Source organism: Peribacillus sp. FSL R5-0717, assembly GCF_038002945.1.
GTDB classification, from domain to species: Bacteria; Bacillota; Bacilli; order Bacillales; family DSM-1321; genus Peribacillus; species Peribacillus frigoritolerans.
In genome coordinates, this window is sequence record NZ_JBBOOF010000001.1 from 4,816,386 (window position 1) to 4,838,191 (window position 21,806).

At 37.4% G+C, this 21,806-nt stretch carries 19 protein-coding genes and 2 pseudogenes; 12 read left to right on the forward strand and 9 right to left on the reverse strand.

Annotation, left to right across the window (positions count from 1 at the left end):
- Window positions 1-50: 50 nt before the first annotated feature.
- From NYE65_RS23130 to NYE65_RS23150, 5 genes and pseudogenes are all read left to right on the forward strand, one after another.
- Entirely contained in the window at window positions 51-1,670 is a 1,620-nt protein-coding gene (locus NYE65_RS23130; RefSeq protein WP_340861801.1) for an amidohydrolase, read from the forward strand.
- A 103-nt stretch (window positions 1,671-1,773) separates the two neighbouring features.
- Window positions 1,774-2,106 (forward strand): annotated as a pseudogene (locus NYE65_RS23135) (amidohydrolase family protein); the annotation flags it as partial.
- A gap of 154 nt (window positions 2,107-2,260) precedes the next feature.
- Window positions 2,261-3,673, forward strand: a complete 1,413-nt coding sequence (locus NYE65_RS23140; protein ID WP_340861802.1) for an MATE family efflux transporter — start codon at window positions 2,261-2,263, stop codon at window positions 3,671-3,673.
- A 59-nt stretch (window positions 3,674-3,732) separates the two neighbouring features.
- Entirely contained in the window at window positions 3,733-5,403 is a 1,671-nt protein-coding gene (locus NYE65_RS23145) for an amidohydrolase (RefSeq protein ID WP_340861803.1), read from the forward strand.
- Window positions 5,404-5,745: 342 nt separating this feature from the next.
- Window positions 5,746-5,916, forward strand: a complete 171-nt coding sequence (locus NYE65_RS23150) for a hypothetical protein (protein WP_340861804.1) — start codon at window positions 5,746-5,748, stop codon at window positions 5,914-5,916.
- A gap of 288 nt (window positions 5,917-6,204) precedes the next feature.
- Here NYE65_RS23150 and NYE65_RS23155 read toward each other — a convergent pair whose 3' ends face one another.
- Together NYE65_RS23155 and NYE65_RS23160 are read right to left on the reverse strand one after the other, a co-directional pair.
- On the reverse strand, window positions 6,205-6,501 hold the full coding sequence (locus tag NYE65_RS23155; protein ID WP_340861805.1) for a hypothetical protein: 297 nt from the start codon (window positions 6,499-6,501) through the stop codon (window positions 6,205-6,207).
- A 127-nt stretch (window positions 6,502-6,628) separates the two neighbouring features.
- Window positions 6,629-6,952 (reverse strand): hypothetical protein, encoded by a 324-nt coding sequence (locus NYE65_RS23160; RefSeq protein WP_340861806.1) that lies wholly within the window; start codon window positions 6,950-6,952, stop codon window positions 6,629-6,631.
- Between the two features lie 506 nt (window positions 6,953-7,458).
- Between NYE65_RS23160 and NYE65_RS23165 the strand changes: the two genes are divergently transcribed.
- From NYE65_RS23165 to NYE65_RS23180, 4 genes and pseudogenes are all read left to right on the forward strand, one after another.
- Window positions 7,459-7,827, forward strand: coding sequence for a DUF2750 domain-containing protein (locus tag NYE65_RS23165; RefSeq protein ID WP_340861807.1), 369 nt, complete (start codon window positions 7,459-7,461; stop codon window positions 7,825-7,827).
- Window positions 7,828-8,384: 557 nt separating this feature from the next.
- Window positions 8,385-9,620: a chloride channel protein gene (locus tag NYE65_RS23170; protein ID WP_340862174.1), complete on the forward strand. Its 1,236-nt coding sequence runs from the start codon at window positions 8,385-8,387 to the stop codon at window positions 9,618-9,620.
- Window positions 9,621-10,252: 632 nt separating this feature from the next.
- The gene (locus NYE65_RS23175; RefSeq protein ID WP_340861808.1) at window positions 10,253-11,194 is read left to right on the forward strand and encodes an SMI1/KNR4 family protein; all 942 of its coding nucleotides are present in this window, start codon (window positions 10,253-10,255) and stop codon (window positions 11,192-11,194) included.
- 214 nt (window positions 11,195-11,408) lie between these two features.
- Window positions 11,409-12,092 (forward strand): annotated as a pseudogene (locus NYE65_RS23180) (IS110 family transposase); the annotation flags it as partial.
- 172 nt (window positions 12,093-12,264) lie between these two features.
- Here the strand turns inward: NYE65_RS23180 and NYE65_RS23185 are convergent.
- The 4 genes from NYE65_RS23185 to NYE65_RS23200 form a co-directional block, all read right to left on the reverse strand.
- Window positions 12,265-12,417, reverse strand: a complete 153-nt coding sequence (locus NYE65_RS23185) for a hypothetical protein (RefSeq protein WP_328177275.1) — start codon at window positions 12,415-12,417, stop codon at window positions 12,265-12,267.
- Window positions 12,418-13,274: 857 nt separating this feature from the next.
- A complete protein-coding gene (locus tag NYE65_RS23190; protein WP_340861809.1) occupies window positions 13,275-13,466 on the reverse strand; it encodes a hypothetical protein in 192 nt (63 codons plus the stop codon).
- A 183-nt stretch (window positions 13,467-13,649) separates the two neighbouring features.
- Window positions 13,650-13,850 carry a hypothetical protein gene (locus NYE65_RS23195; protein ID WP_340861810.1) on the reverse strand — a complete coding sequence of 67 codons (201 nt, stop codon included), beginning with the start codon at window positions 13,848-13,850 and terminating at the stop codon, window positions 13,650-13,652.
- Complete coding sequence (locus tag NYE65_RS23200; protein ID WP_340861811.1) at window positions 13,847-14,011, reverse strand: hypothetical protein; 165 nt, start codon at window positions 14,009-14,011, stop codon at window positions 13,847-13,849. The genes NYE65_RS23195 and NYE65_RS23200 overlap by 4 nt, the downstream gene beginning before the upstream one ends.
- Before the next feature lie 642 nt (window positions 14,012-14,653).
- Here NYE65_RS23200 and NYE65_RS23205 point away from each other — a divergent pair.
- Window positions 14,654-15,079 carry a MarR family winged helix-turn-helix transcriptional regulator gene (locus NYE65_RS23205; RefSeq protein ID WP_340861812.1) on the forward strand — a complete coding sequence of 142 codons (426 nt, stop codon included), beginning with the start codon at window positions 14,654-14,656 and terminating at the stop codon, window positions 15,077-15,079.
- A gap of 52 nt (window positions 15,080-15,131) precedes the next feature.
- On the opposite strand, the gene NYE65_RS23210 is transcribed toward NYE65_RS23205, so the two are convergent.
- From NYE65_RS23210 to NYE65_RS23220, 3 genes are read right to left on the reverse strand one after another with little or no spacing between them, the layout of a single operon-like run.
- Complete coding sequence (locus tag NYE65_RS23210; RefSeq protein ID WP_340861813.1) at window positions 15,132-16,991, reverse strand: ABC transporter ATP-binding protein; 1,860 nt, start codon at window positions 16,989-16,991, stop codon at window positions 15,132-15,134.
- Window positions 16,988-18,712 carry an ABC transporter ATP-binding protein gene (locus NYE65_RS23215; protein ID WP_340861814.1) on the reverse strand — a complete coding sequence of 575 codons (1,725 nt, stop codon included), beginning with the start codon at window positions 18,710-18,712 and terminating at the stop codon, window positions 16,988-16,990. Before NYE65_RS23215 ends, NYE65_RS23210 begins: the two co-directional genes overlap by 4 nt.
- Window positions 18,709-19,188, reverse strand: a complete 480-nt coding sequence (locus NYE65_RS23220) for a MarR family winged helix-turn-helix transcriptional regulator (RefSeq protein WP_057275992.1) — start codon at window positions 19,186-19,188, stop codon at window positions 18,709-18,711. Before NYE65_RS23220 ends, NYE65_RS23215 begins: the two co-directional genes overlap by 4 nt.
- A gap of 539 nt (window positions 19,189-19,727) precedes the next feature.
- On the opposite strand from NYE65_RS23220, the gene NYE65_RS23225 reads away from it, so the two are divergent.
- A complete protein-coding gene (locus NYE65_RS23225; protein WP_340861815.1) occupies window positions 19,728-20,723 on the forward strand; it encodes a thiamine pyrophosphate-dependent dehydrogenase E1 component subunit alpha in 996 nt (331 codons plus the stop codon).
- A 12-nt stretch (window positions 20,724-20,735) separates the two neighbouring features.
- On the forward strand, window positions 20,736-21,719 hold the full coding sequence (locus tag NYE65_RS23230) for an alpha-ketoacid dehydrogenase subunit beta (RefSeq protein ID WP_095679607.1): 984 nt from the start codon (window positions 20,736-20,738) through the stop codon (window positions 21,717-21,719).
- The last annotated feature ends 87 nt before the right edge of the window (window positions 21,720-21,806 follow it).

The following is a 21,806-nucleotide window of genomic DNA, read 5'->3' on the forward strand; positions in this document are numbered from 1 at the left end:
TAATACTGAACTGATCACTCTAAAAGAGTAATTACGAAAGGGATGAGTTTATGAAAGCTGATGTTGTATTGATAAATGGAGAAGTTATTACAGTAGACCAAAAGAATACAGTAGTCGAAGCTGTAGCAATAAAAGATAATCGTATCGCGGTTGTTGGTTCAAATCAGGAGGTTAAGAGTTTTATAGGAGAAAAAACGGATGTAATTGACCTGCAAGGAAAAACTCTTCTTCCTGGATTCATTGATTCTCATATTCACCTCATTTTTTATGGGGTGAATCAGTTGGCGGTAAGTTGTAAAGCTGAACATATCGATTCTATCGAGGCTTTGTTAGATGACCTGAAAAAGAAAGCCTTAGAAACTCCTAAAGGTGAATGGATACGTGCTTGGGGCTTTAATGAAACCGCTGTGAAGGAAAAGCGCTATCCAACAATCGCTGAGCTGGATGAAATTTCAGTTGAACACCCCATTATTGTATCCCGGACTTGCAACCATATAAGCGTGGTGAACAGCAAAGCATTAGCAATTGCGCAAATTAACGAGAACACACCGGATCCTAATGGGGGAGTTATTGAAAAGAACCAGACAGGAAGGCTTACAGGAAAGTTAATTGAAGCAGCAAATATGGGTATGAACGAGGTTGCGAGTTATACAGAAAGTGAACTGATGAAGGCTGTGAAAATTGCATCAGATCATTTCGTTGCAGCGGGCATTACAAGTATACATGAGGCAGGTGGAAATGGTCCTGAGAGTTACCGTTTACTTCAACAAGCTGTGAAGAGTAAGGATATTCGTGTCCGAATATATGCAATGATATGTCAGGTAAATAATTCCCATGAATTTGTTAAGAAAATGGTCGAAGCTGGTGTACTAACTGGTACCGGAGATGAGAGATTCAAAGTTGGACCAGTTAAATTGTTTACAGATGGAAGTAGCACCGGGCCTACAATTGCAACCCGTGAGTCGTACACCAGTGACTCTAACAATTATGGCATTCTTTATTATAGTGAGGAAGAAATCTACCAGGTTTTAGGTGAAGCACATAAAAAAGGCTATCAAATCACTGTACATGCACAAGGTGATAAAGCCATTGAAATGTATTTAAATTGTGTAGAAAAGGCGTTGGAGGAATCACCAAGAAAAAACCATCGTCATCGGATTGAGCACGCGGGAATTTCTTCACCAGATTTACAAGAGAGAATGAAAAAACTCGAGATGGTTCCTATTCCAAATCCCCCATTTCCATATGAATTCGGAGAGATATATGTCCAACACTATGGTGATCGTGTTAATCACATGTACGCTGTTCGTGATTTTATTGATTGTGGCATCATGGCAGCAGGTGGATCGGACGCGCCAGTTACTGACTATAATCCTTTATTAGGGATTCATGTTGCTGTCAATAGAAAAAGCCAGTCTGGAATGGAGTTTGGTGCTGATCAATCTATAAGCGTATTGGAAGCTATTAAACTATACACCTGGAATGGTGCTTATGCGAGTTTTGAAGAAGAGATAAAAGGAAGCATAGAGGTAGGAAAGTTGGCGGATCTAGTTATATTAAATGACAGCATTTTAAGTGTCAACCCAAACCAAATTAAAGATTTAATAGTAGAAACAACTATTATTGATGGTGAAATTATCTATCAAGAAGAACAATCACTGAAAATTTAATATTTCATAGTTTGTATAAAAATGAAAAAAGGATGGTGTTTTTATGAATGCAAATCTAGTATTTATCAATGGTGAAGTTATTACATAAGTCAGACTAAACTCAATAGTAGAATCTGAAGCAATAAAGGATAATCGAATAATTGGGATCGGTTCAAATTTAGAAATGAAGAATTTCATTGGGGAGAAGACTGAAGTCATTAACTTAGCAGGCAAATCCCTTCTTCCTGGATTTATTGATTCTCACACACACCTGGTTTTATATGGGGGGTTTCAGTTGAATATCAGTTGTAAAGAAAGTCACATCGACTCTGTTGCAGCTTTGTTGAATGAGCTTAAGATAAAATCGTTGGAAACCCCAAAAGGTGAATGGATTAGAGCTTGGGGGTTTAATGAAACTACAATAAAGGAAATGCGGTATCCAACGATTGCGAATATTTATCTGTCGTAAAGAAGGTAGCTAAGAATGCAAAAATGGAAATATATAAAATGGCGATACTTTTTGGTAACATCCAATCAGTTACTCTAAATTAGAAAAATAAACAGTAAGCCTGATTCTTCAAGTAAAATATACGGATGGTTGGAGGGGTAAAATGGAAACAATAGGTGTTCAAGATCAAGATCCTAAAGTACTTGAAAATAGGGAATTAGGTAGCAAAAACATTAGTAGTTTATTTTATCGTTATATTACTTTCGCTATTTTAGGTAACGTTTTTTTGGTATTACCTTCATTTATAGATGGGAATATCCTAGGTCAGTTGGGACCAGAAAAAATGGCAGGTGTTGGTATTGGTATAACAATTCTAGTCCTTTCTCGTGCTATAGGTACGTTTATTGGAGTTGGTACCGGGGCTGTTGCTGCTCTAAGATTAGGGGCAGGAAAAGTTGAGGAAGCAAGAGGTATAGCAGGTCAATTAATATGGTTTGGTGTTATTTTGTCGACGGTTATAGGCATACTAGGTTATATCAATAATGAATCCATTATGCGTTTTTTTGGGGCGAATGATATGACACTACCATTTGCAATGCAATTTGGGGAATACATTTGGATTGCTTTTCCTTTTCAAGTCTTAGCACTTATTCTTGGTATTCTTACTATTCTTGATGATCGCCCTGCACTAAGTATGATAAGTTGGCTAGGTGGTGGAATTTTAGCTGCCATTATTGAACTAATACTTTATCATAAATTCCATTTTGGGGTAGCAGCTTCTGCTTGGGCTGGAAGTATCGGTCCAGCGGTTCCAAGTCTGTTGATACTTTATTTTATATTTAGTAAGTCTTTATTAAAACCTAAACTTAAAGATATTAGAATCAAGTTGAATACTCTTAAAGAAGTAAGTGCTACAGGTTTTCCAACATTCTCAATTCAAATAACTATGTTTATCTCTATTATTTTTATTAATAATTTATTAGTTTCGTTAGGGGGTGAGTTACATGTATCTGCTTTTACAATACAAAATGTATATATAACCAATTTTCTTATGTTTGTAGTTATAGGAATAACGACTGGGATTCAACCATTAATTAGTTATAATTACGGTGCTAAACTTTATGAACGAGTAAATAAAATTACTTCATTAGGAATGAAATTCACTTTCATAATTACTTTATTTTTAACCTTATTAATATATTTCTTTACTGATTCAATAGTTAATTTTTTTACCGGTGGAGACCCAGCTTTTCAAAAACTTGGTGTATGGTCAACTAGAGTGTTTAACGTAACTTTCCCTCTTGCAGCAATCGTCTTATTTATATCATGTTACTTTCAATCAATTGAACAAACTACAAAAGCAACCTTTATAGCGATAGGGAGATCTTTTCTTTTTTTGATACCATTGTTCTATATTCTTCCAAAATTATTTGGGGTAAATGGTGTATGGTACTCAATTCCCGTTGCAGACATACTCGCATTTTCAATAGCTATTTATTTTATGTATAGAGAGTTTCATAGATTAAATCAACTTAAACAAATCGATTATAAAAGTACAAAAGAAATTTCAAACTGAACTAGCTATATATTTATCTGAATATACAGAATAAAACATTTTAATTGGAGGAAAGAATGATGAATACTAAAAAAGCAGATATTGTTGTTTCGAGTAATGCAGTTTTTACAGGACTCACCAATGAACCTGAGTCAGCTTCGATTGCAATAGTAAACAATAAAATTATAGCGATAGGATCTAATGAGGAGATTGATATTTATATAGGAAAGGATACAAAAGTATATTCCTTCGAAGATCAATTAATTATGCCTGGATTTCATGATTTTCATTTACACATTATGGCTGGAAGTATACAGATGGATAGTATTAGTTTAATAGATGCGAAATCTGAAGAAGAGGCTGCAGAAATGGTTCGTCAATTTGCTGAGACAAGACCTGAGGCTCCTTGGATTATAGGCCATTCTTGGTTTCATGGAAATTGGAAAAATAAACAGTTACCGTCTGTTTCTTCACTAGATCGTATGCTTCCAGATAGACCAGTTATTCTAAGCCATGCAGAAGGTCATTATGCTTGGGTAAACAGTAATGCTCTGGAAATAATGGGGATTAATAGCGATACTCCAAATCCGTCATTTGGTGAAATTGCTAAGGATGAGAATGGTGAATTGACAGGAATACTCTACGAGAATGCAGTGGATTTAGTTTTGAAAGGTGCATATGATTTTTCACGAGAAACGAAGGCACAAATGGTTAAAAATTTCCTTCAGATGGCTGCTGAGTTGGGTGTTACATCAGTAAATGATCTGTATGCTCCATTTAGTGATATCATTGATGATTATGAATTATTTAAAGAATTAGAGGATACAGGAGAATTAACAGCTCGAATTCATATTTTTCCAGCTTTAAACGGTGATATAACACGCGCTAAACAGTTGAGAGAGGCTTATAGATCGGAGATGCTGCAATTTTCCGGACTAAAACAATTTATCGATGGAGTTATTTCTGGATACACAGCTTTTTTACTAGAACCTTATTCGGACAAACCTGAAACAAGAGGAAGTACAGCTTTTCCACCGGAATTGATAAAAGAGTGGGTATTAGAAGCTGATCATGAAGGTTTTAGAATTCGATTCCATGCAATTGGTGATGGAAGTGTTCGCTTAGCGCTAGATGCATTTGAAGATGCAAAGAAAATAAATGGTGTAAGAGACTCCCGACATACTATTGAGCATATTGAAACCATTCACCCAGACGATATTAGTCGTTTTCAACAACTAGGTGTCATTGCTTCAATGCAACCTTTTCATTTTGTTGGAGGGGAAGAGGTAAAAGAGCTGTTTAATTCCCGATTAGGGGAAGAAAGAAATGAATTTACTGCTGCGGTGAATACTCTGAAAAATGCTGGAGCGAAATTAGCATTTGGTAGCGACTTTCCAATTGTGCCACTGAATCCTTTGTTGGAAATATATGGTGCTGTAACAAGATCTTGTAGTATGGATTCTCAGGAAAATGTATGGAATATAGATGAACGAATTTCGCTTTCAGATGCTATAAAGGCTTATACGTATGGTCCAGCGTATGGAGCGTTTAGAGAGAAAGAGCTTGGCACATTAGAAGTTGGTAAACTTGCAGATATTATAGTGTTAGATAGAAATTTATTCGAAGTACCAGAGAAGGAAATTTTAGAGGCCAAAGTAGGAATGACTATTATAAACGGAAACATCGTTTTTGAACAAAAATTTAAAAAAGACTACTTTCTGAATGAAGATGGACTTACCTCTGTCAAGTAGACAGCTATAAAAAAGACTATGCAGCCATCGAACAAGTTTGCCTCAAACCCAGATATTTTAAAAAGAAGCATTGTAATTTATTAAAAACGTAAAAAGATTTTCTAATATCATGACCCAAGCCCCACCTTTAAGGTGGGGTATTCTATATAGGTAAGGAGTATTCTAATGAAATGAAAGTCTTGTAAAAAACATTATAGAAAAGAGAACGACATTATAGTGACAGATACAAGGGGGGTATGAAGCATTCAAGTATAATTCATGTTGCCGAGACGAGTTGTAGTGAAATTAGAATTGTTTTTTGTGTAGGACTACTTTAAATTTGCCTGAGGAGGCTACGGAGATATGGAATTAATTAAAGAAATTCAGTTGGATAGCAAAGAAGTAGAAGAAGCCATTACCGAATATTTAAAAAAAGAGGGATTCAAGACTATCTCCTTCAAATTCAAGTCAACAAACGTCTTGCGCTTGCCGTATCCTATTAGTGCCTCTATCGTTGTGGAAGATTTCGATTAACAAATTCGTCAAAAAAATAGCCTTTGCTTTAGGGAGCAAAGGCTATTCAATATTAGGGGACGACTTTTGGAGTTCATTGTCTCAACGTCGTGGTCCTTTTAATCTCGAATGTTTTGGTAGAATTTCAAAACTATTCCTATTGATTTAGTCAATATCCACATTAAATTCTGTATCTTAATTTACAATAGCAATTTCGTAATTGGGGTCTTGGTAGCAACAGCGTAATGTTGTCGATCTCAAATCTGCTTCCCTTGCGTTGCTGCTGTCACGATTACAGTTCGCCCCGTATTACTGATTAATGGCATTTTTCTCTATATCCACTTTTCCACTTACGACATTTAATCCTTTTTGTTTCAGCGATAGGATAACCGCACAAGCAAGAATCGCTAATGCACCAATTACGAACATTCCGTTTGAAAGGGCTAACTGTCCGAATATCATCGGGCCCAAAAAGCCTCCTAAACTCGCAAATGCATTAACAGTTGCAATGCCGGCTGGGGCGGTAGATTCTGTAAAGAACAGTGTCATAAAAGAGAAGAAAGCACCTACAAATCCATACAATCCAATAGCAGCAAAGGAAATCATTACAATCATCATCGTTGCACTATTGGCAAACTCGACCTATTGGTCGAGCATCTCGATTTGCTCTGTTAAAAAATCAATATGCTTTAAAATGGTTATTAACATGAGGCGTTGATGCGAATTGATATAACTAACCTTTAAGGGCTAGTTCTAGTTCATCTTTCTTCTTTTTCATTGTGCGTCGAGCAAAGTTTGCTAGTTTTTCAGAATTTTCTTCACATTCGGCAATTGCGTTAAGCAGGTCTCCAGTTGAAACACCCATAATGTCTGAAACCACAGAACCTAGCTTAATATTTGCGCCCTCTAACACTTTTTGGATGCGATTATGTTGTCTTGAAAGATTACGAAGATTTAAGAGATTTAAGAGTTGTATCCCTCGTTTTTTATAAGGCTTCTTTTTATCCAAGAACGCTTGAACCTGACTTTCACCTTTCGCTACATCCAGACCAACCACTGGATTCCTTTTTTATCTCCTCCAAAAACATATTATTGCCGGTAACCCTGCAGTATCATAGCTTCGCTTGTTATACGAGATCTTGGTCCCAACCAGCCAAATCAAGTTTAAGCAAGTAGGGGGCGAACTGTTTAGTTGACGGGGGCTAAGCCCCACGGGCAGGAACGTTCTACCCCAGCTACCGTTAACATATATCGATATAAAAACTGTTCAACCAGAAATATCTGGCTGACCTTATAATACGAAGGTGCAGGATAGTTCAAGAGTGCGTTTGAACTTTGTTCAACAATTGGGCCAAATAATTGAATAATATCTTAAAATAAAACTGGATATTTATTTTGATCTGAAGTTAAGTTGAATTTGGATTCATTCATCATGACTTGTTCTTCAATTGTATAAGTCAGAATGTATCATGCAATTAACGATGCTTGGGAATTAAATAAATGTAGTAACTCTCTATTTTATTTGGTATATTTTTAAATAATTATCGTAAAGGAATGACCTAAATGAAATTAATTAAACGATTTATTTTAAACCGTCCTGCTGAAAAGCGACTTGCATATTTTTATGGTATGGTTGCAACGGATGAACAGGTGTGGTTACTACGCGAAAAAAATGGCGACTTATTACTATTAGAGGATGATGGAGACTATCCATTTTTACTACCTGTTTGGCCAAGCCGAAGCTTTGCTGAAATGAAGGCTGCCAATTTAGATGAGTCATACGAAGCGTTCAACATGCCACTTTCGAATTTTTTAGACGATTTACTAGTTGATGTTGAAAATGACGGTGGTGCCACAGCAATTTTCCCAAGTGAAAACGATACAACTATTCAAAAACGTGATGAAATTAAGGAAATGATTTGCAATTTATAGTAAGTAGGAGCTCCTCACATTAAATTGGAAAATAAATAAGTAAGACAAGATCGTACATTCATTTTATATGATTTATAAGAATAAAACCGCATTTAGACCAATAACAGAGAAGCCTATCATAATTAGGTTAATTCTTTGGTAGAAATTGAATATGTTATTCAACAAACGGGCGTGATTCTTTAATAAGAATCGCTTTTCTTAATGAACTACCATGAAAATAAGTTTCTTTAAAAATGAAAAATGACAATACTTAAGAAAACCCTGCTCAATCGTTTAAGAGGAGAGCGTTAAATAATTAGTCTATAGGTTAGGGTTGACTGGATTAAGGTCAGTATCAGTATTGACACTTCCTAACCATTTTCATTCTTTGTGGTGAATCGCCGATTTTTGCGATTCATGGATGGCTAACGGGCCATATTGTGGAATAAATCAATGTGAAATTCTAGAGGATTTGAAATAATTGTTATTAAATGAAAAGGGGGGTTAGATGAGCTGATGAAAACAATCTCTAATTTTTTTTATAACAGAATATGAAGGAGGCATAAAGAGTGACTATTATGAGAGGCTATTTATTCATCATGTATGGTATGTTTCTAGGTTCTATAGTTGGTGCCACGGCCTGGTTATTTTTATCTTTGGTAAATGTTGGGATTTGGTTTATTTGGGACTATGTGCCTGAAGAATTAGCATCACCAACTTATTACACAATTTGTGTAACAACGATTGGTGGTATTCTTATTGGACTGGCACAGAAGTACTTAGGTACATACCCGCGTTTAATGCCAGAGGTAATGTCTGAATATAAGAAGACGGGTAGAATTGAGTACCGTTTTGTGCATCAATCTACGTTAACGGCTATGATCGCTTTAATATTTGGCGCAAGCCTAGGACCGGAAGCAGCACTCGTTGGGATTATAGGTGGACTTTGTACGTGGATCGGGGATCGCTTTACATATAATTTAAAAGGAGTACGAGAACTAACAGAAGCCGGGATAGGTGCTACTTTAAGCGTTATTTTTAATGCTCCGCTATTTGGTTACTTAGCCCCAAGTGAAAATGAAAAAGACCGAATTACTGAAATTTCTAAAAGAAATAAGACTATTTTATATCTTGCTACTACTTTTGCTGGTTTTCTTGTTTTTATATGGCTTAGTAAGTTAGATAATCGTGGATCCTTTATTGTTAATTTCGAGAAAGGGATTTTTGCACTCAATGAGTGGATTGCCTTTCTTCCCCTTGTTTGTATAGGAGCTGGTTTTGGTTATTTTTATTTCAAAATAGAATATATATTGGAAAAAGTGGTGCATCCTTTTAAAGAATATAAACTGACATTAGGGATTATAGGTGGTATTCTTTTAGGGATTGTAGGAACTTTATTCCCATATACAATGTTTTCAGGAGCTCACGAATTAGAAGAATTAGTGCATGAGTGGACAGAAATATCATTTTGGCTGCTGCTTATTGTGGGCATTTTAAAAATATGTACAACGGCATTTTGTTTAACTACAGGTTGGCGTGGTGGACATCTTTTTCCGATTATATTTGCTGGAACAAGTATAGGATATGCCATCGCTACTGTTGTACCGCTGGATGCAACTGCTTCTGTAGCGCTTGTGACGACCGCTATTTTAAGCTACGCATTGCAGAAACCAATCGCTGCTACAGTATTATTACTGATGTTCTTCCCAATTAATTTATTATTACCAATGCTTGGCGCAGCGTTCATTGGTAATGCGTTTCCACTCCCTAATCATATGCGAATAAATAACGATTCTGTCGCAAATGCAGAATAGCTGGATAAAAAGTAGTTGCTATTAATTTAACAACACACATAAAATTAATATAGTCATATGGACACTCTCTCCTTACAATACAAACAATCAAGTTATTCTATTTCATTTTACTGGTGAGGTTAATAGTGGTTCGTTAAATCTTGAAGAAGATGAAATTTTAGACAGTAGATGGATTAAGGTGAATGACCTTGTGGAATTTGATAATGAAGAACTACGTGAACCAAGGGTACTAAAGCAAATAATAGATGACTTATTAAAAGAGAAGGTACATTCTATTAGTATTTATAATGAACAACTAAGTAAATAATTCTTATTAAGCTAACAGGTTCTTTACTTCATTACCAGCAGTTGATCAGTAGCTCCTATTCTTATGCAACTACCATGTCTCAATCGTTAAAAAAAAAGAGGAGAGCGTTAATTAGGGTTGATTAAGGTCAGTATCAGTATTGACACTTCCTAACCATTTTCATTCTTTGCGATTCATGATGGCTAACGGGGCAGCATTAGTTGAATAAGAAGGGGCATTATTTTATTGAATAAATAAAGGTTTTTTTATAATAAATCTCGAAAACCCTCTTAGTAAATTTGCAATTTAGGATGTCATAATATCTGAATGGATCATGGAGGAAGAGATGAAGAAAGTAATAAACATGATTAATCCAAGTTCGAGAATGGATGGAGTATCGTTACTTGAATTGAAAAAAACAGAAAAAGCACTTGGTGCTATTTTTCCAGATGAATACAAGGAACTTTTTTTAGAAGCGAATGGAGTAAAATTTGGTGATTGGACGTTGTTCCCTATTCAAACCAATCAACAATCATCATTAACAATTGATATTGTAAAACAAAATCGAGAGAAAAGACCGAAAAATGTACCGAGTGATATGATTTGTATTGGTGAAAATATCAATGGTACTAAACTTTGCTACCGTATTAGAAAAAGATTTATGCAGGAACTAATCTTTCTTTGGAATGATAAAACTGGGATAAGCGATTGTAAAGCATCCACATTAAGCCAATTTATTGATTGGTATGTGCCGAAAGTGAATACTAATAAGCCCAAAACAGTTGGTACTTTTACAGTAGAAAGTGGAAAGTTAATTGTTTCTGATCCATGTTATCAGGTAGATGAGGAAGAAGACCTGCAAATCATACTTACAAATGTGAAAAATGGGAAATGGACAGCTTGCATATCTTTTACCCCTGAAGAAGTGGTTGAAAGTTTACTCGTATTTTATGGAGAAAAGAAACCAAGTGGAAAATGGCATTGTTTCGAAAAGCTGATTGGAGTTGACTCTGCACAAGCTGGAATTTTTGATCTTAAAACATTTGGTAGAGACGATGCCATCCAATTTGAAGTGGAAAATGTCCATGACATAGAGATTGATGAAGTTGGATTAAAATATTATGTTGCATGTTCTGATATGGTTGCTTCAGATGCACAGGGGGGAGTTGTCCCAGGCGGTGCGGTTTCAATGTCTGGTTATGGTGACGGAATGTACAAAGTGAAAGTAAAATATAACATTTCAAAAGAGGTTGTTGGAGTGATGATTGACTTTGGAGATGAGGAATAATGCTATTCACCAACAAACAGTAAGTACACTTGTTCTTAATCAACTAACGGGTGCTTTAGCTGAAAATGGAGCTGTCTTTAAGGCAGCTTTTTCTTTATGCAACTAACGGGGCAGTTTAGCATTCCTGTAGATTATTAAAAAAAAATAGAGCCTCTCAGTAAGATACGAGTATAGAGTCCAATCTAACTCAGAGTCTTAAGGAGGAAGCCCTACTATGAATTTTAAAATGCAAGACAAACAAAATCAACTAATAGGAAGAATTTCCGATCCACACCTTATTGTTGGTGTGGATATCGCTCAGCAACTACACGTTGCAAGACAGTTAACTTCCGTGGAATTGTAGTTGGAGACCCTCTTACATTTGAAAATGAAGAAGGGTTCCTTAAACTATTAACATGGATTCAATCTTTAAAAAGGTTAAAAAACTTAGATGCAGAATAGTAGGTATGGAGCCTACAGGCCATTACTGGATTAACCTTTCAAAATGGTTATATAACCAAAACATTGAGGTTGTAACAGTCAATCCCCACTTAGTAAAAAGGACTAAAAAGAATCGTGATAATACCCAATCTAAGAGTGATAAAAAAAGATGCGCTCATTATCGCGGATATGGTCAAAAACGGCTACTATTCCTTATTCACCATCATCAGAATCCTTTGAGAAGCTTAGAGTTCTAATGTCTAATCGTGATGTGATTGTTAAACGTCTCGTGATGTCTATTAATCAAGTAAATCGATGGGTGGATGTGGTCTTTCCTGAACTCAGACAAGTGTTTAAAGATGTAACGTGCAAAGGGGCGATCTCAACCCTTCGTTTATTTACTACACCGGATGAAATATCTTCACTAGAAACAATAGATGTCATGAGGGGTTGGAAGTCTTTAATGAAACGACAACCGGAACAATTTGATTTCTCAACTGACATCTTCCAGCCGATCCAAGCTGTATATGTAAAAACACTTTTAAAAACAGCAGGGGATCAGGTACCAATCTTACGCGAGATTGAATTACCATATCGTCATGAAGAATTAGAAATCATATAAAAAGTAGGAGCAGGCCGTAATGGTTCTGCTATTTATTTTTATTAAAATTATCTCTCTTCATTATTTCAATTTTTTCACTTAGCTTAGAACTATCTATTCCTCTGCGAACTGCAGTTTCAATAACAATATAAAGAATAAGCATTCCAATTAACCATAAAAATATCGCTAATCCTATAGGCATTTAAAACTCCCCTTAAATGTATATGCCATAAACTGTTGCTATAAAATTTTTAGTCCTTCCGGAACCATTTACGAATCCATTTGGCAGGAATGACAACCAATACAGCAATTACAATGAGAGCTACTTTAAGTATAAAAAATCGTTCATCTAAAGGTATCAAAATATTTCTTCCACATGTATGACGTATTTTTTATTTTGTGCAGAATGTAATTCAGTTTGCATTTCCGTGTGTTTATCTATTGGCATCTAAACTCCCCCTTAATTATTTTATTTTATTCTAACATGAGGCCATGGGTTATTATGTAACTTTTTGTCAAATATTCCAGGGTGAAATACATAAAAAAATGGGGGGAATTAGTAGGGGTATATGTGAACAAATGGTGAAATATAATGCGTTATTAAGGAGTGGTAGGTTGAAAAATGGCAAGACAGAATTCGCTGGGATCAAACTAAAACAGGAAAAAGTATAGAGACATTTAGCTCTGGTTATGGTATTGCTACCATGTCCGTTAGATTTGAAGCCAAAGGTACAGGTGTAGGAGACACTGTTGAAGCCACTTCAAGATATGGTCACACATATAACGAAACATCAATATCAGATGTGACTTTTAATAATTCAGTATTGGCTTCACCTATAATAAATCATCTGGAAGATGGTCCGATACAGAGAACTGGCCAATTAAATTGAGGCAAAAAAGAAGGGAGCAAACCATTATGGTTATGCTCCTTTTTATTTGGTATGTATTATTCATCATAATGACACTTACCATCTTCCCAAACCCCACCATAATGAACACATTTTCCAGGCGAACCATCATCCAGCCCACTTTCACTTTGGTAAGGCTCTTTTTCGGGAATTAGAAAACTAAACCAATGAAAACCACTGCAATTAACAAACCTAAAAACCCGCCAAGTACCACCTTATCAAGGGTACCAGTAACAATTTCTTGTTTCATTTCTATCTCTTTAAGCTGGGAATTCCCTGTTAAAACAAAAGCCCGAATTGAAGTAAAAACCAATAATAAAAATGCAATGACTACATAACTCATAAAGTATCTTTTTCTCCTTATTCTAAGCTGTTTTTCTATGATTATGGACCATACTCATACTATATTTTAGCTAATTGAAATCTTGTAAAAGGCAATATATCTTCTATATCATCAAGTTCCTTTAATGTAGTAATCTCAGTGGATTCATCAAACTGACTATGATACCACTGAAGAGAAGAGGTATTAAAAAGGTATTCGATCCTCACCATCAATCGGTATACCTTTATAAATATGCTGTTTGCTATTAGATTCCAGGTCATAGCTTTTAGAAATTTGAATCTTCGCAAAATCATCTGTACATTCTTCTGCTATATCGTGTTCAGACATTATGTAGTTTAATATAATAGAGCTGCCGTCGGGCTGCATGTATGTTTCTATAATCATAGGTCCCTCATTTTCTTTAATGCTTCTCTGGTACTTGGTTCTGCAACTGCAGGAAGTTCCTTAAGTGCTAGTATGCTAGTATATTCTTCGTCCACCCGTACATTTATAATTGGATCAAGTGCCTTTTGCATGTCCTTAACAAGCAGATTAGGAAAGAACAAACATTCATAATCTTCTATATTAAAGGTTTCTAAAGGAATTAAAACAGTCTCTTTATGATTAATCCATCTACTAGGGAAAAGGAGGTCACCTTTTTTAATGAGGATAGCATTATAAAAACAACGGTACTTTTGAATCCGATTGGTAAAAAGTTATACCGCACTTCATCAATTTCCTGGTTGAATACTCGTTTACCTTCTAATAAAAACTACATAAATGCCAGCTGATCCTTTGTAGCCTGGTGGTTAGCTGTTTCAGTATTTAATTTTGTTTATATGGCGACGATTTATTTACTTAAATCTGACATTTGATTATTTAGTTCAGTAATTTTATTGTTTAGTGCTACTTTTGGAGCTTCTAGATCAGATATTGAAGCATTTGCTAATCCTATTTCATGATTAGCATTATTTTTTAGTTCATTAATCTTCTCTTTAAATGTTCCTTCGTTTTCTTTGAATTGCCCTAAGCGATTTCCAAAATCTTCAACATCCTTTGTGGCGTCATCCAGAATAGGAGATCCTGTGAATGTTATTCCTAAGCTCCACTAATCCAATTGTTGATCCTCCGATAAAATAATTTTTGTTGTAAATACAACAAAAAAGTCAGGGGCTTTTTGTAAGAAGGGAATACTCCGTGAAATTGGAATGATAGCAAGGGCATTGGACTCTATAAGTAATATCGAATTTAAAGAATTTGACCTTACAAAAGGGCAGTATTTGTATCTTGTTCGAATATGTGAAAACCCAGGTATCATTCAGGAAAAGTTAGCAGAAATGATAAAGGTTGACCGAACGACAGCAGCTCGTGCCATTAAAAAACTTGAAATACAAGGGTTAATCGAGAAGAAAAATGATGAGGAAAACAAAAAAATTAAAAAGCTATATGCAACCGATAAAGGTGAAAAGGTCTATCCTTTTTTGAAAAAAGAAGGGGAGTATACTGACAAGGTTGCGTTATCTGGATTTTCTTTGGACGAAGCGGAAACGATGCTTCATCTTCTTCAAAGAGTCAGAAAAAATATTGAGGTAGATTGGGAATTTGTGAAAAAGGGAAATAAAAGGGGGTATTGATACATTATAAGAAAGAGGCTCGATTCCGTTTCGGAATCGAGCCTCTTTCTAATTATCCAGCTACATTTTCAGTGAACTGACTATTGTATAGCTCTGCGTAGAAACCATTCTCCCTTAAAAGGTCTGAATGCGTTCCTTTCTCTATTACTTTTCCTTGTTCCATAACAAGAATCAAATCTGCATCCTTAATTGTTGAGAGACGATGGGCAATGACAAAGCTGGTTCGTCCTTCCATCAGTCGGCTCATGGCCTTTTGGATAAAGACTTCTGTCCGAGTGTCCACACTAGACGTCGCTTCATCCAATATCATGATTGGCGGATCTGCTAGAACAGCCCGGGCGATTGTCAAAAGCTGCTTTTGGCCTTGTGAGATGTTCGAAGCTTCTTCGTTTAAGATTGTCTCATAACCATCTGGCAGTGTCCGAATGAAATGGTCGGCATGTGCCGTCCGAGCAGCTGCAAAAATTTCTTCATCAGTTGCTCCATTTTTGCCATAAGCGATATTTTCTTTAATCGTACCATTAAAGAGCCAGGTATCTTGAAGTACCATACCAAAATTCTTTCGAAGATCATTACGTGACATATTCCGTGTATCAAGACCATCAATCGTAATCTTTCCGCCATTGAGTTCATAAAATCTCATCAAGAGATTTATCATGGTCGTTTTTCCAGCACCAGTCGGTCCAACAATTGCGACCGTCTGTCCAGGCAAGACATCGATGTTCATATCTTCAATTAACATTCCTTCCCCATATCCAAAGTCCACATGTTCAAAAGAGACAGCACCATTTGCCCTTTTTATATTAACTGTGGTTTGTTCTTTCATTTCCTCTTCTTCATCAAGTAGTTCAAAAACACGCTCAGCGGCTGCAACCGTCGACTGAATAATGTTAGCGATGTTAGCCGTTTGTGTGATTGGCTGGGTGAACTGCTTTGAATATGTGATGAATGCTTGAATGTCACCAATTGAAATCGAACGTTGCGTTACCAATATTCCGCCGACAACGCTGATGAGGACATAGCTCAAATTTCCGATAAAGAACATTACGGGCATGATGATACCCGATATAAACTGGGCTTTGCTTCCCGCTTTATACAATTCTTCATTAACTTCAGTAAACTGGGCACTCGCCTTTTTTTCATATCCGAATGCTTTAATGACTTGATGGCCGGTATATATTTCTTCAATGTGACCATTTAATTGTCCGAGTTTACGCTGTTGATCGGCAAAATGTTTTTGGGATCTTTTTAAAATAGGCCGGATTGCAAATATTGACAAAGGTAAGCTGATTATCGAGATTAATGTCAATAATGGGCTTATCGAAAGCATCATGATGATAATTCCCACAATCGTTACGATTGATGTGATGAATTGCGTTAAGCTTTGCTGAAGGGTGCTCCCGATTGTATCAATATCATTTGTCATTCGGCTAAGTGTTTCACCGTTTGGACGTCCTTCAAAATATTTGAGTGGGAGTTTCTCGAGCTTTTTGTTCACATCTTCTCGAAGGTCATAAACCGTGTCTTGTGCAACACTTGACATAATGTATTGTTGTACATAGCTGAAAAGGCTGCTTAAAGCATAAAGTCCGGCAAGGAGTAGAAGAATCTGGCCAATTTTATCAAAGTTAATAGCTGCTCCTGGTATTCCCTGGAATTTCCCGTAAGCTCCTTCGAATAATTCTGTAATTGCATTTCCCATGATCTTCGGTCCTACAATCATAAAAATCGTACTCATGATTGCAGCTAAGAACACGGAAATCAATCTGTTGCGCCTCGGTTTTAGATAGGTCAATAGACGTTTTAGTGTTCCTTTAAAATCTTTTGCTTTTTGACCCATCATCATCATGTTACCGCCACCAGGGCCATGCCCGACCTGACCGCCGCCTTGAGGTTTTTTTTGATTACTCATGCAATTTCCTCCTCTGTGAGCTGTGATAAGGCAATTTCACGGTAAATGTGGTTTGTGCTAAGCAACTCTTGGTGTGTTCCTATGCCTACAATGCGGCCTTCGTCTAGCACAATGATTCGGTCAGCGTCAACGACGGTACTGACACGCTGTGCAACGAGTAGTACCGTCGAATTTTTCGTTTCATCTTTCAGGGCTGCGCGAAGGTTGGCATCCGTCTTGTAGTCCAGTGCAGAAAAACTATCATCGAATATATAAATATCCGGTTTTCGAATGAGTGCCCTTGCAATCGAAAGCCGTTGTTTTTGCCCTCCTGATAGGTTTGAACCGCCTTGATCGATTTCTGACTCATAGCCGCCTTTCATATTGCTGATAAAATCCTCCGCCTGTGCGATCCGAGCCGCATGCTCAACTTCATCTTGTGTGGCTGTTTGTTTTCCAAAGCGAATGTTTTCAGAGATAGTACCTGTAAAGAGGGAGGCCTTTTGTGGTACAAAGCCAATTTTTGAACGGACTTCATCTTGTGATGACTTACGAATATCAACACCATTGACGCGAATCGTTCCGCTTGAAATATCATAGAAGCGAGGGATCAAATTGACAAGAGTCGTTTTCCCGGAACCTGTTCCACCGATTATTGCGGTTATTTCACCAGGATTTGCAGAAAAACTAATATCCGATAATGCAGGTTCTTCTGCTCCTGGGTAACTGAACGTAACATGTTCAAATTCAAGGGTACCGTGTACACGATCTGCCTTTTCTGTCCCCTCATCCAGGAATGAAGGTTTCATGTCAAGGACTTCGTTTATCCTTGTTGCCGACACGGAAGCTCGTGGAACCATAACGAACATCATGGAAGCCATAACGAGAGCGAACATAATTTGCATAACATATTGGATAAATGCCATTAAGTCCCCGATCTGCATACCGCCGTTATCAATACGGACTCCACCAAACCAAATGATACCAACAACCGTCAAGTTCATGACAAGCATCATTACAGGCATCATGAAGGCCATGATTTTATTGACTTTGATTGAGACATCCGTTAATTCTTTATTCGCTTTCTTTAGACGTTCTTTCTCTTGTATTTCACGATTGAAGGCACGAATGACGCGAATGCCAGTTAAATTTTCTCGTAATACAAGGTTCAACCGGTCTAATCGTTTTTGAACCGTTTGAAAGAGCGGCACACCTTTATATAGAATAAGCAAGATTGACCCAATCAAAAAAGGCATTGTGACAACAATGACAAGTGATAATTTTGCATCCATGGATACAGCCATGATTACTCCGCCGATTAACATGATAGGTGCACTGATAACCATACGAAGCATCATGATAACCACTTGCTGGACTTGTGTTATATCATTGGTCGTACGTGTAATCAATGACGCCGTACCGACTTCATCAAATTCTTGTAACGAAAATTTTTCAACGTGATTAAAGACCTTCAGGCGGAGGTCGCGTCCCATTCCCATTGCCGCTTTGGACGAATAGTAACTTGCGATTATGGATGCACAAGCGCCAAGTGCGGAAACCAACAGCATAAAACCGCCGATTTTCCAAATATAAGAAGTGTCTCCTCGAACAACGCCTTTGTCAATAATATCAGCCATTAATGTAGGCAAAAAGAGGTCCGACATGGACTGAATAAAAACCAGACCGATAACTGCTAAAATAATCCACTTATAAACGGATAAATTTTTCAGTATTTTTATCATTTTGTACACTCTCCCTGTTCGGTTGCTTGTGCTTCTAAAAAGTTTGTAATTTGAAGATGTGTTTTTAGCAACTCCTCAAACTGTTCTTCGGAAAGCATTTCAATGGCGGTTTGAAAGACTTGGTGAATGCTTCCTTCGTGAAAATGAATCGTTTTTAATAAATTTTCGCCCTTATCGGTGATTGACAATTGAATCTCACGCCGGTTGCCCTCCACAGGCTCACGATGGAGCAAACCTCCGCGAACCAGACCATCGACCGCTTGGCTCAAGGTGCTTTTTGGAAGAAATGTTTTCTCCCCGACATTTTTCTGGGAGGTCTCTTTGTAAAGGGTAATGGTCATCAAAATGGAATATTGAGGAACTGTTAATCCATTTTCTGCGGCTGTCTTTTGAACGAACCGCATGATATTTTTCTGTACGTTCCAAAATGAACGCAATAGTTGTACGGAACGCATTAATTGTTTTTCATTCTCCACTCAACATCACCATTCTTTCTGTATTGAACTGTTCCATTTCGAACATTTAATTTTATGAATCATTTTAATTTACAGCTATTCTTCCGCTTAGTCAACAAATAAATAACTTCAACACCCCGGCTTTTATCTAGTTTTGGTGCTTATATGGAAATGAGTTAAAGTCAGGTCAGGCCAAAACTGATAAACCCATAGTGTTTTTGTTAAAGAAAGGTTTTCTCGTGAAAACAACGATACAAAGTGAAATTAACTTGAAAATGTGAGATGAAAAGTGGTAGGATAATATTGCATTGAGTTAGTACCAGGTAATAATAGTAGATGATAACGCATTTGAGGGTGTTAAATGGCAAGCATGCATACATAAAAGAGCTTTCCCTTCCTTAGATACATAAGGATATAAGTTTGCGAGACAAACAAACAGCTAATAAGAAAGGTTAGTAATTTGTGATATAAAGACCCATATTTATATTGGGTGACAGCGTGAGGAGAACATTCTGGTTTTAACAGAAAACCGTTTTAATTATTAGGAGGGATGATGACATATGGTTGAAAACCGCCATCTACAGGCAGGTCTGAGTGATGAGCAGGTGCTTGAGATGTATAGAATTATGTTGTTGGCAAGAAGAGTGGATGAACGGATGTGGCTGTTGAACAGATCTGGAAAAATTCCATTTGTCGTTTCTTGTCAAGGGCAAGAAGCAGCTCAAGTGGGTGCAGCATTTGCGTTGAATCGTGAAAATGATTATGTCCTTCCTTATTATAGGGATCTAGGAGTGGTGCTCGCGTTTGGGATGACCGCCAGGGATTTAATGTTATCCAGTTTTGCCAAGGCAGAAGATCCAAATTCAGGCGGACGTCAAATGCCTGGGCATTTTGGGCAAAAAAAGAATCGAATCGTGACGGGATCTTCCCCGGTTACGACTCAAGTGCCACATGCAGTGGGGATTGCACTCGCTGCAAAAATGGAAGGAAAAGATATTGTTTCATTCGTTACATTCGGTGAGGGTTCATCAAACCAAGGTGATTTTCATGAAGGAGCGAATTTCGCAGGTGTACATAAACTTCCGGTCATCTTGATGTGCGAAAATAATCAGTATGCCATTTCCGTCCCTATTGAAAAGCAATTGGCTTGCGGGAAAGTGTCCGACCGGGCCATTGGTTACGGCATGCCAGGGGTGACGGTTGATGGAAATGATCCGATCGAAGTATACCGGGTGGTGAAAGAAGCTGCTGAGAGAGGAAGGCGTGGTGAGGGCCCAAGCTTAATCGAAACGGTTTCATACAGGCTTACACCACATTCAAGCGATGATGATGATAGTCAATACAGGTCGCCTGAGGAAGTATCGGAGGCAAAAAAAATAGATTCAATCATTACTTTTGGTGCCTATTTAAAAGCAGTGGGAATCATGGATGATCAAATGGAGAAAAAATTGAACGAGGAAATAATGCAAGTTGTGAACGAAGCGACGGATTATGCGGAAAATGCTCCATTTGCAAATGAAGACACGCTCTCAAAATACGTTTATGCAGAAAGGTAAGGAGGAAAGAAGATGGCAGTGATATCTTATATAGATGCCGTGATAATGGCGATGCGGGAAGAAATGGAACGTGATTCCCGTGTATTTGTATTAGGTGAGGACGTAGGGGTAAAGGGCGGCGTATTTAAAGCGACTTCAGGGTTATACGAACAATTCGGTGAACAGCGTGTCATTGATACACCGCTTGCTGAATCCGCAATCGCAGGAGTCGGCATCGGCGCGGCCATGTATGGAATGAGGCCGATTGCGGAAATGCAATTCGCTGATTTCATCATGCCAGCCATCAACCAAATCATTTCGGAAGCTGCAAAAATCCGTTATCGCTCCAATAATGACTGGCATTGTCCTATCGTCATCAGAGCTCCATACGGCGGAGGTGTACATGGGGCGTTATACCATTCACAATCCGTTGAAGCCATTTTTGCGAATCAACCGGGACTTAAAATTGTCATGCCCTCTACACCCTATGACGTGAAAGGATTATTGAAAGCTGCCATTCGCGATGATGACCCGGTCCTTTTCTTTGAACATAAAAGAGCCTATCGCCTAATTAAAGAAGAAGTGCCGGATGATGATTATGTTTTACCGATTGGTAAAGCGGATGTAAAACGTGAAGGCGAGGACGTTACAGTGATCACTTATGGCCTTTGTGTTCATTTTGCGCTTCAGGCAGCTGAAAGGCTTGCCAGTGATGGCATATCCGTTCATATACTTGATTTACGTACCGTTTATCCATTAGATCAAGAAGCCATAATGGAAGCTGCATCTAAAACAGGAAAAGTCCTATTGATTACTGAAGATAATAAGGAAGGAAGCATCATTAGTGAAGTATCGGCGATCATTGCAGAAAACTGCCTCTTCGATCTTGATGCCCCAATCATGAGACTCGCTGGCCCGGATGTTCCTGCCATGCCATATTCACCATCATTAGAGAAATCATTCATGGTGAATCCTGAAAAAGTGGAAAAGGCACTGCGGGACCTGGTTGCCTATTAAATGGTCTGCATGGAGGAACGAACCTTTCACATCAGTTAAAATTTCTGTTTATATTGGGATTGGTTTTAATAATCAACGTAAGTCTAG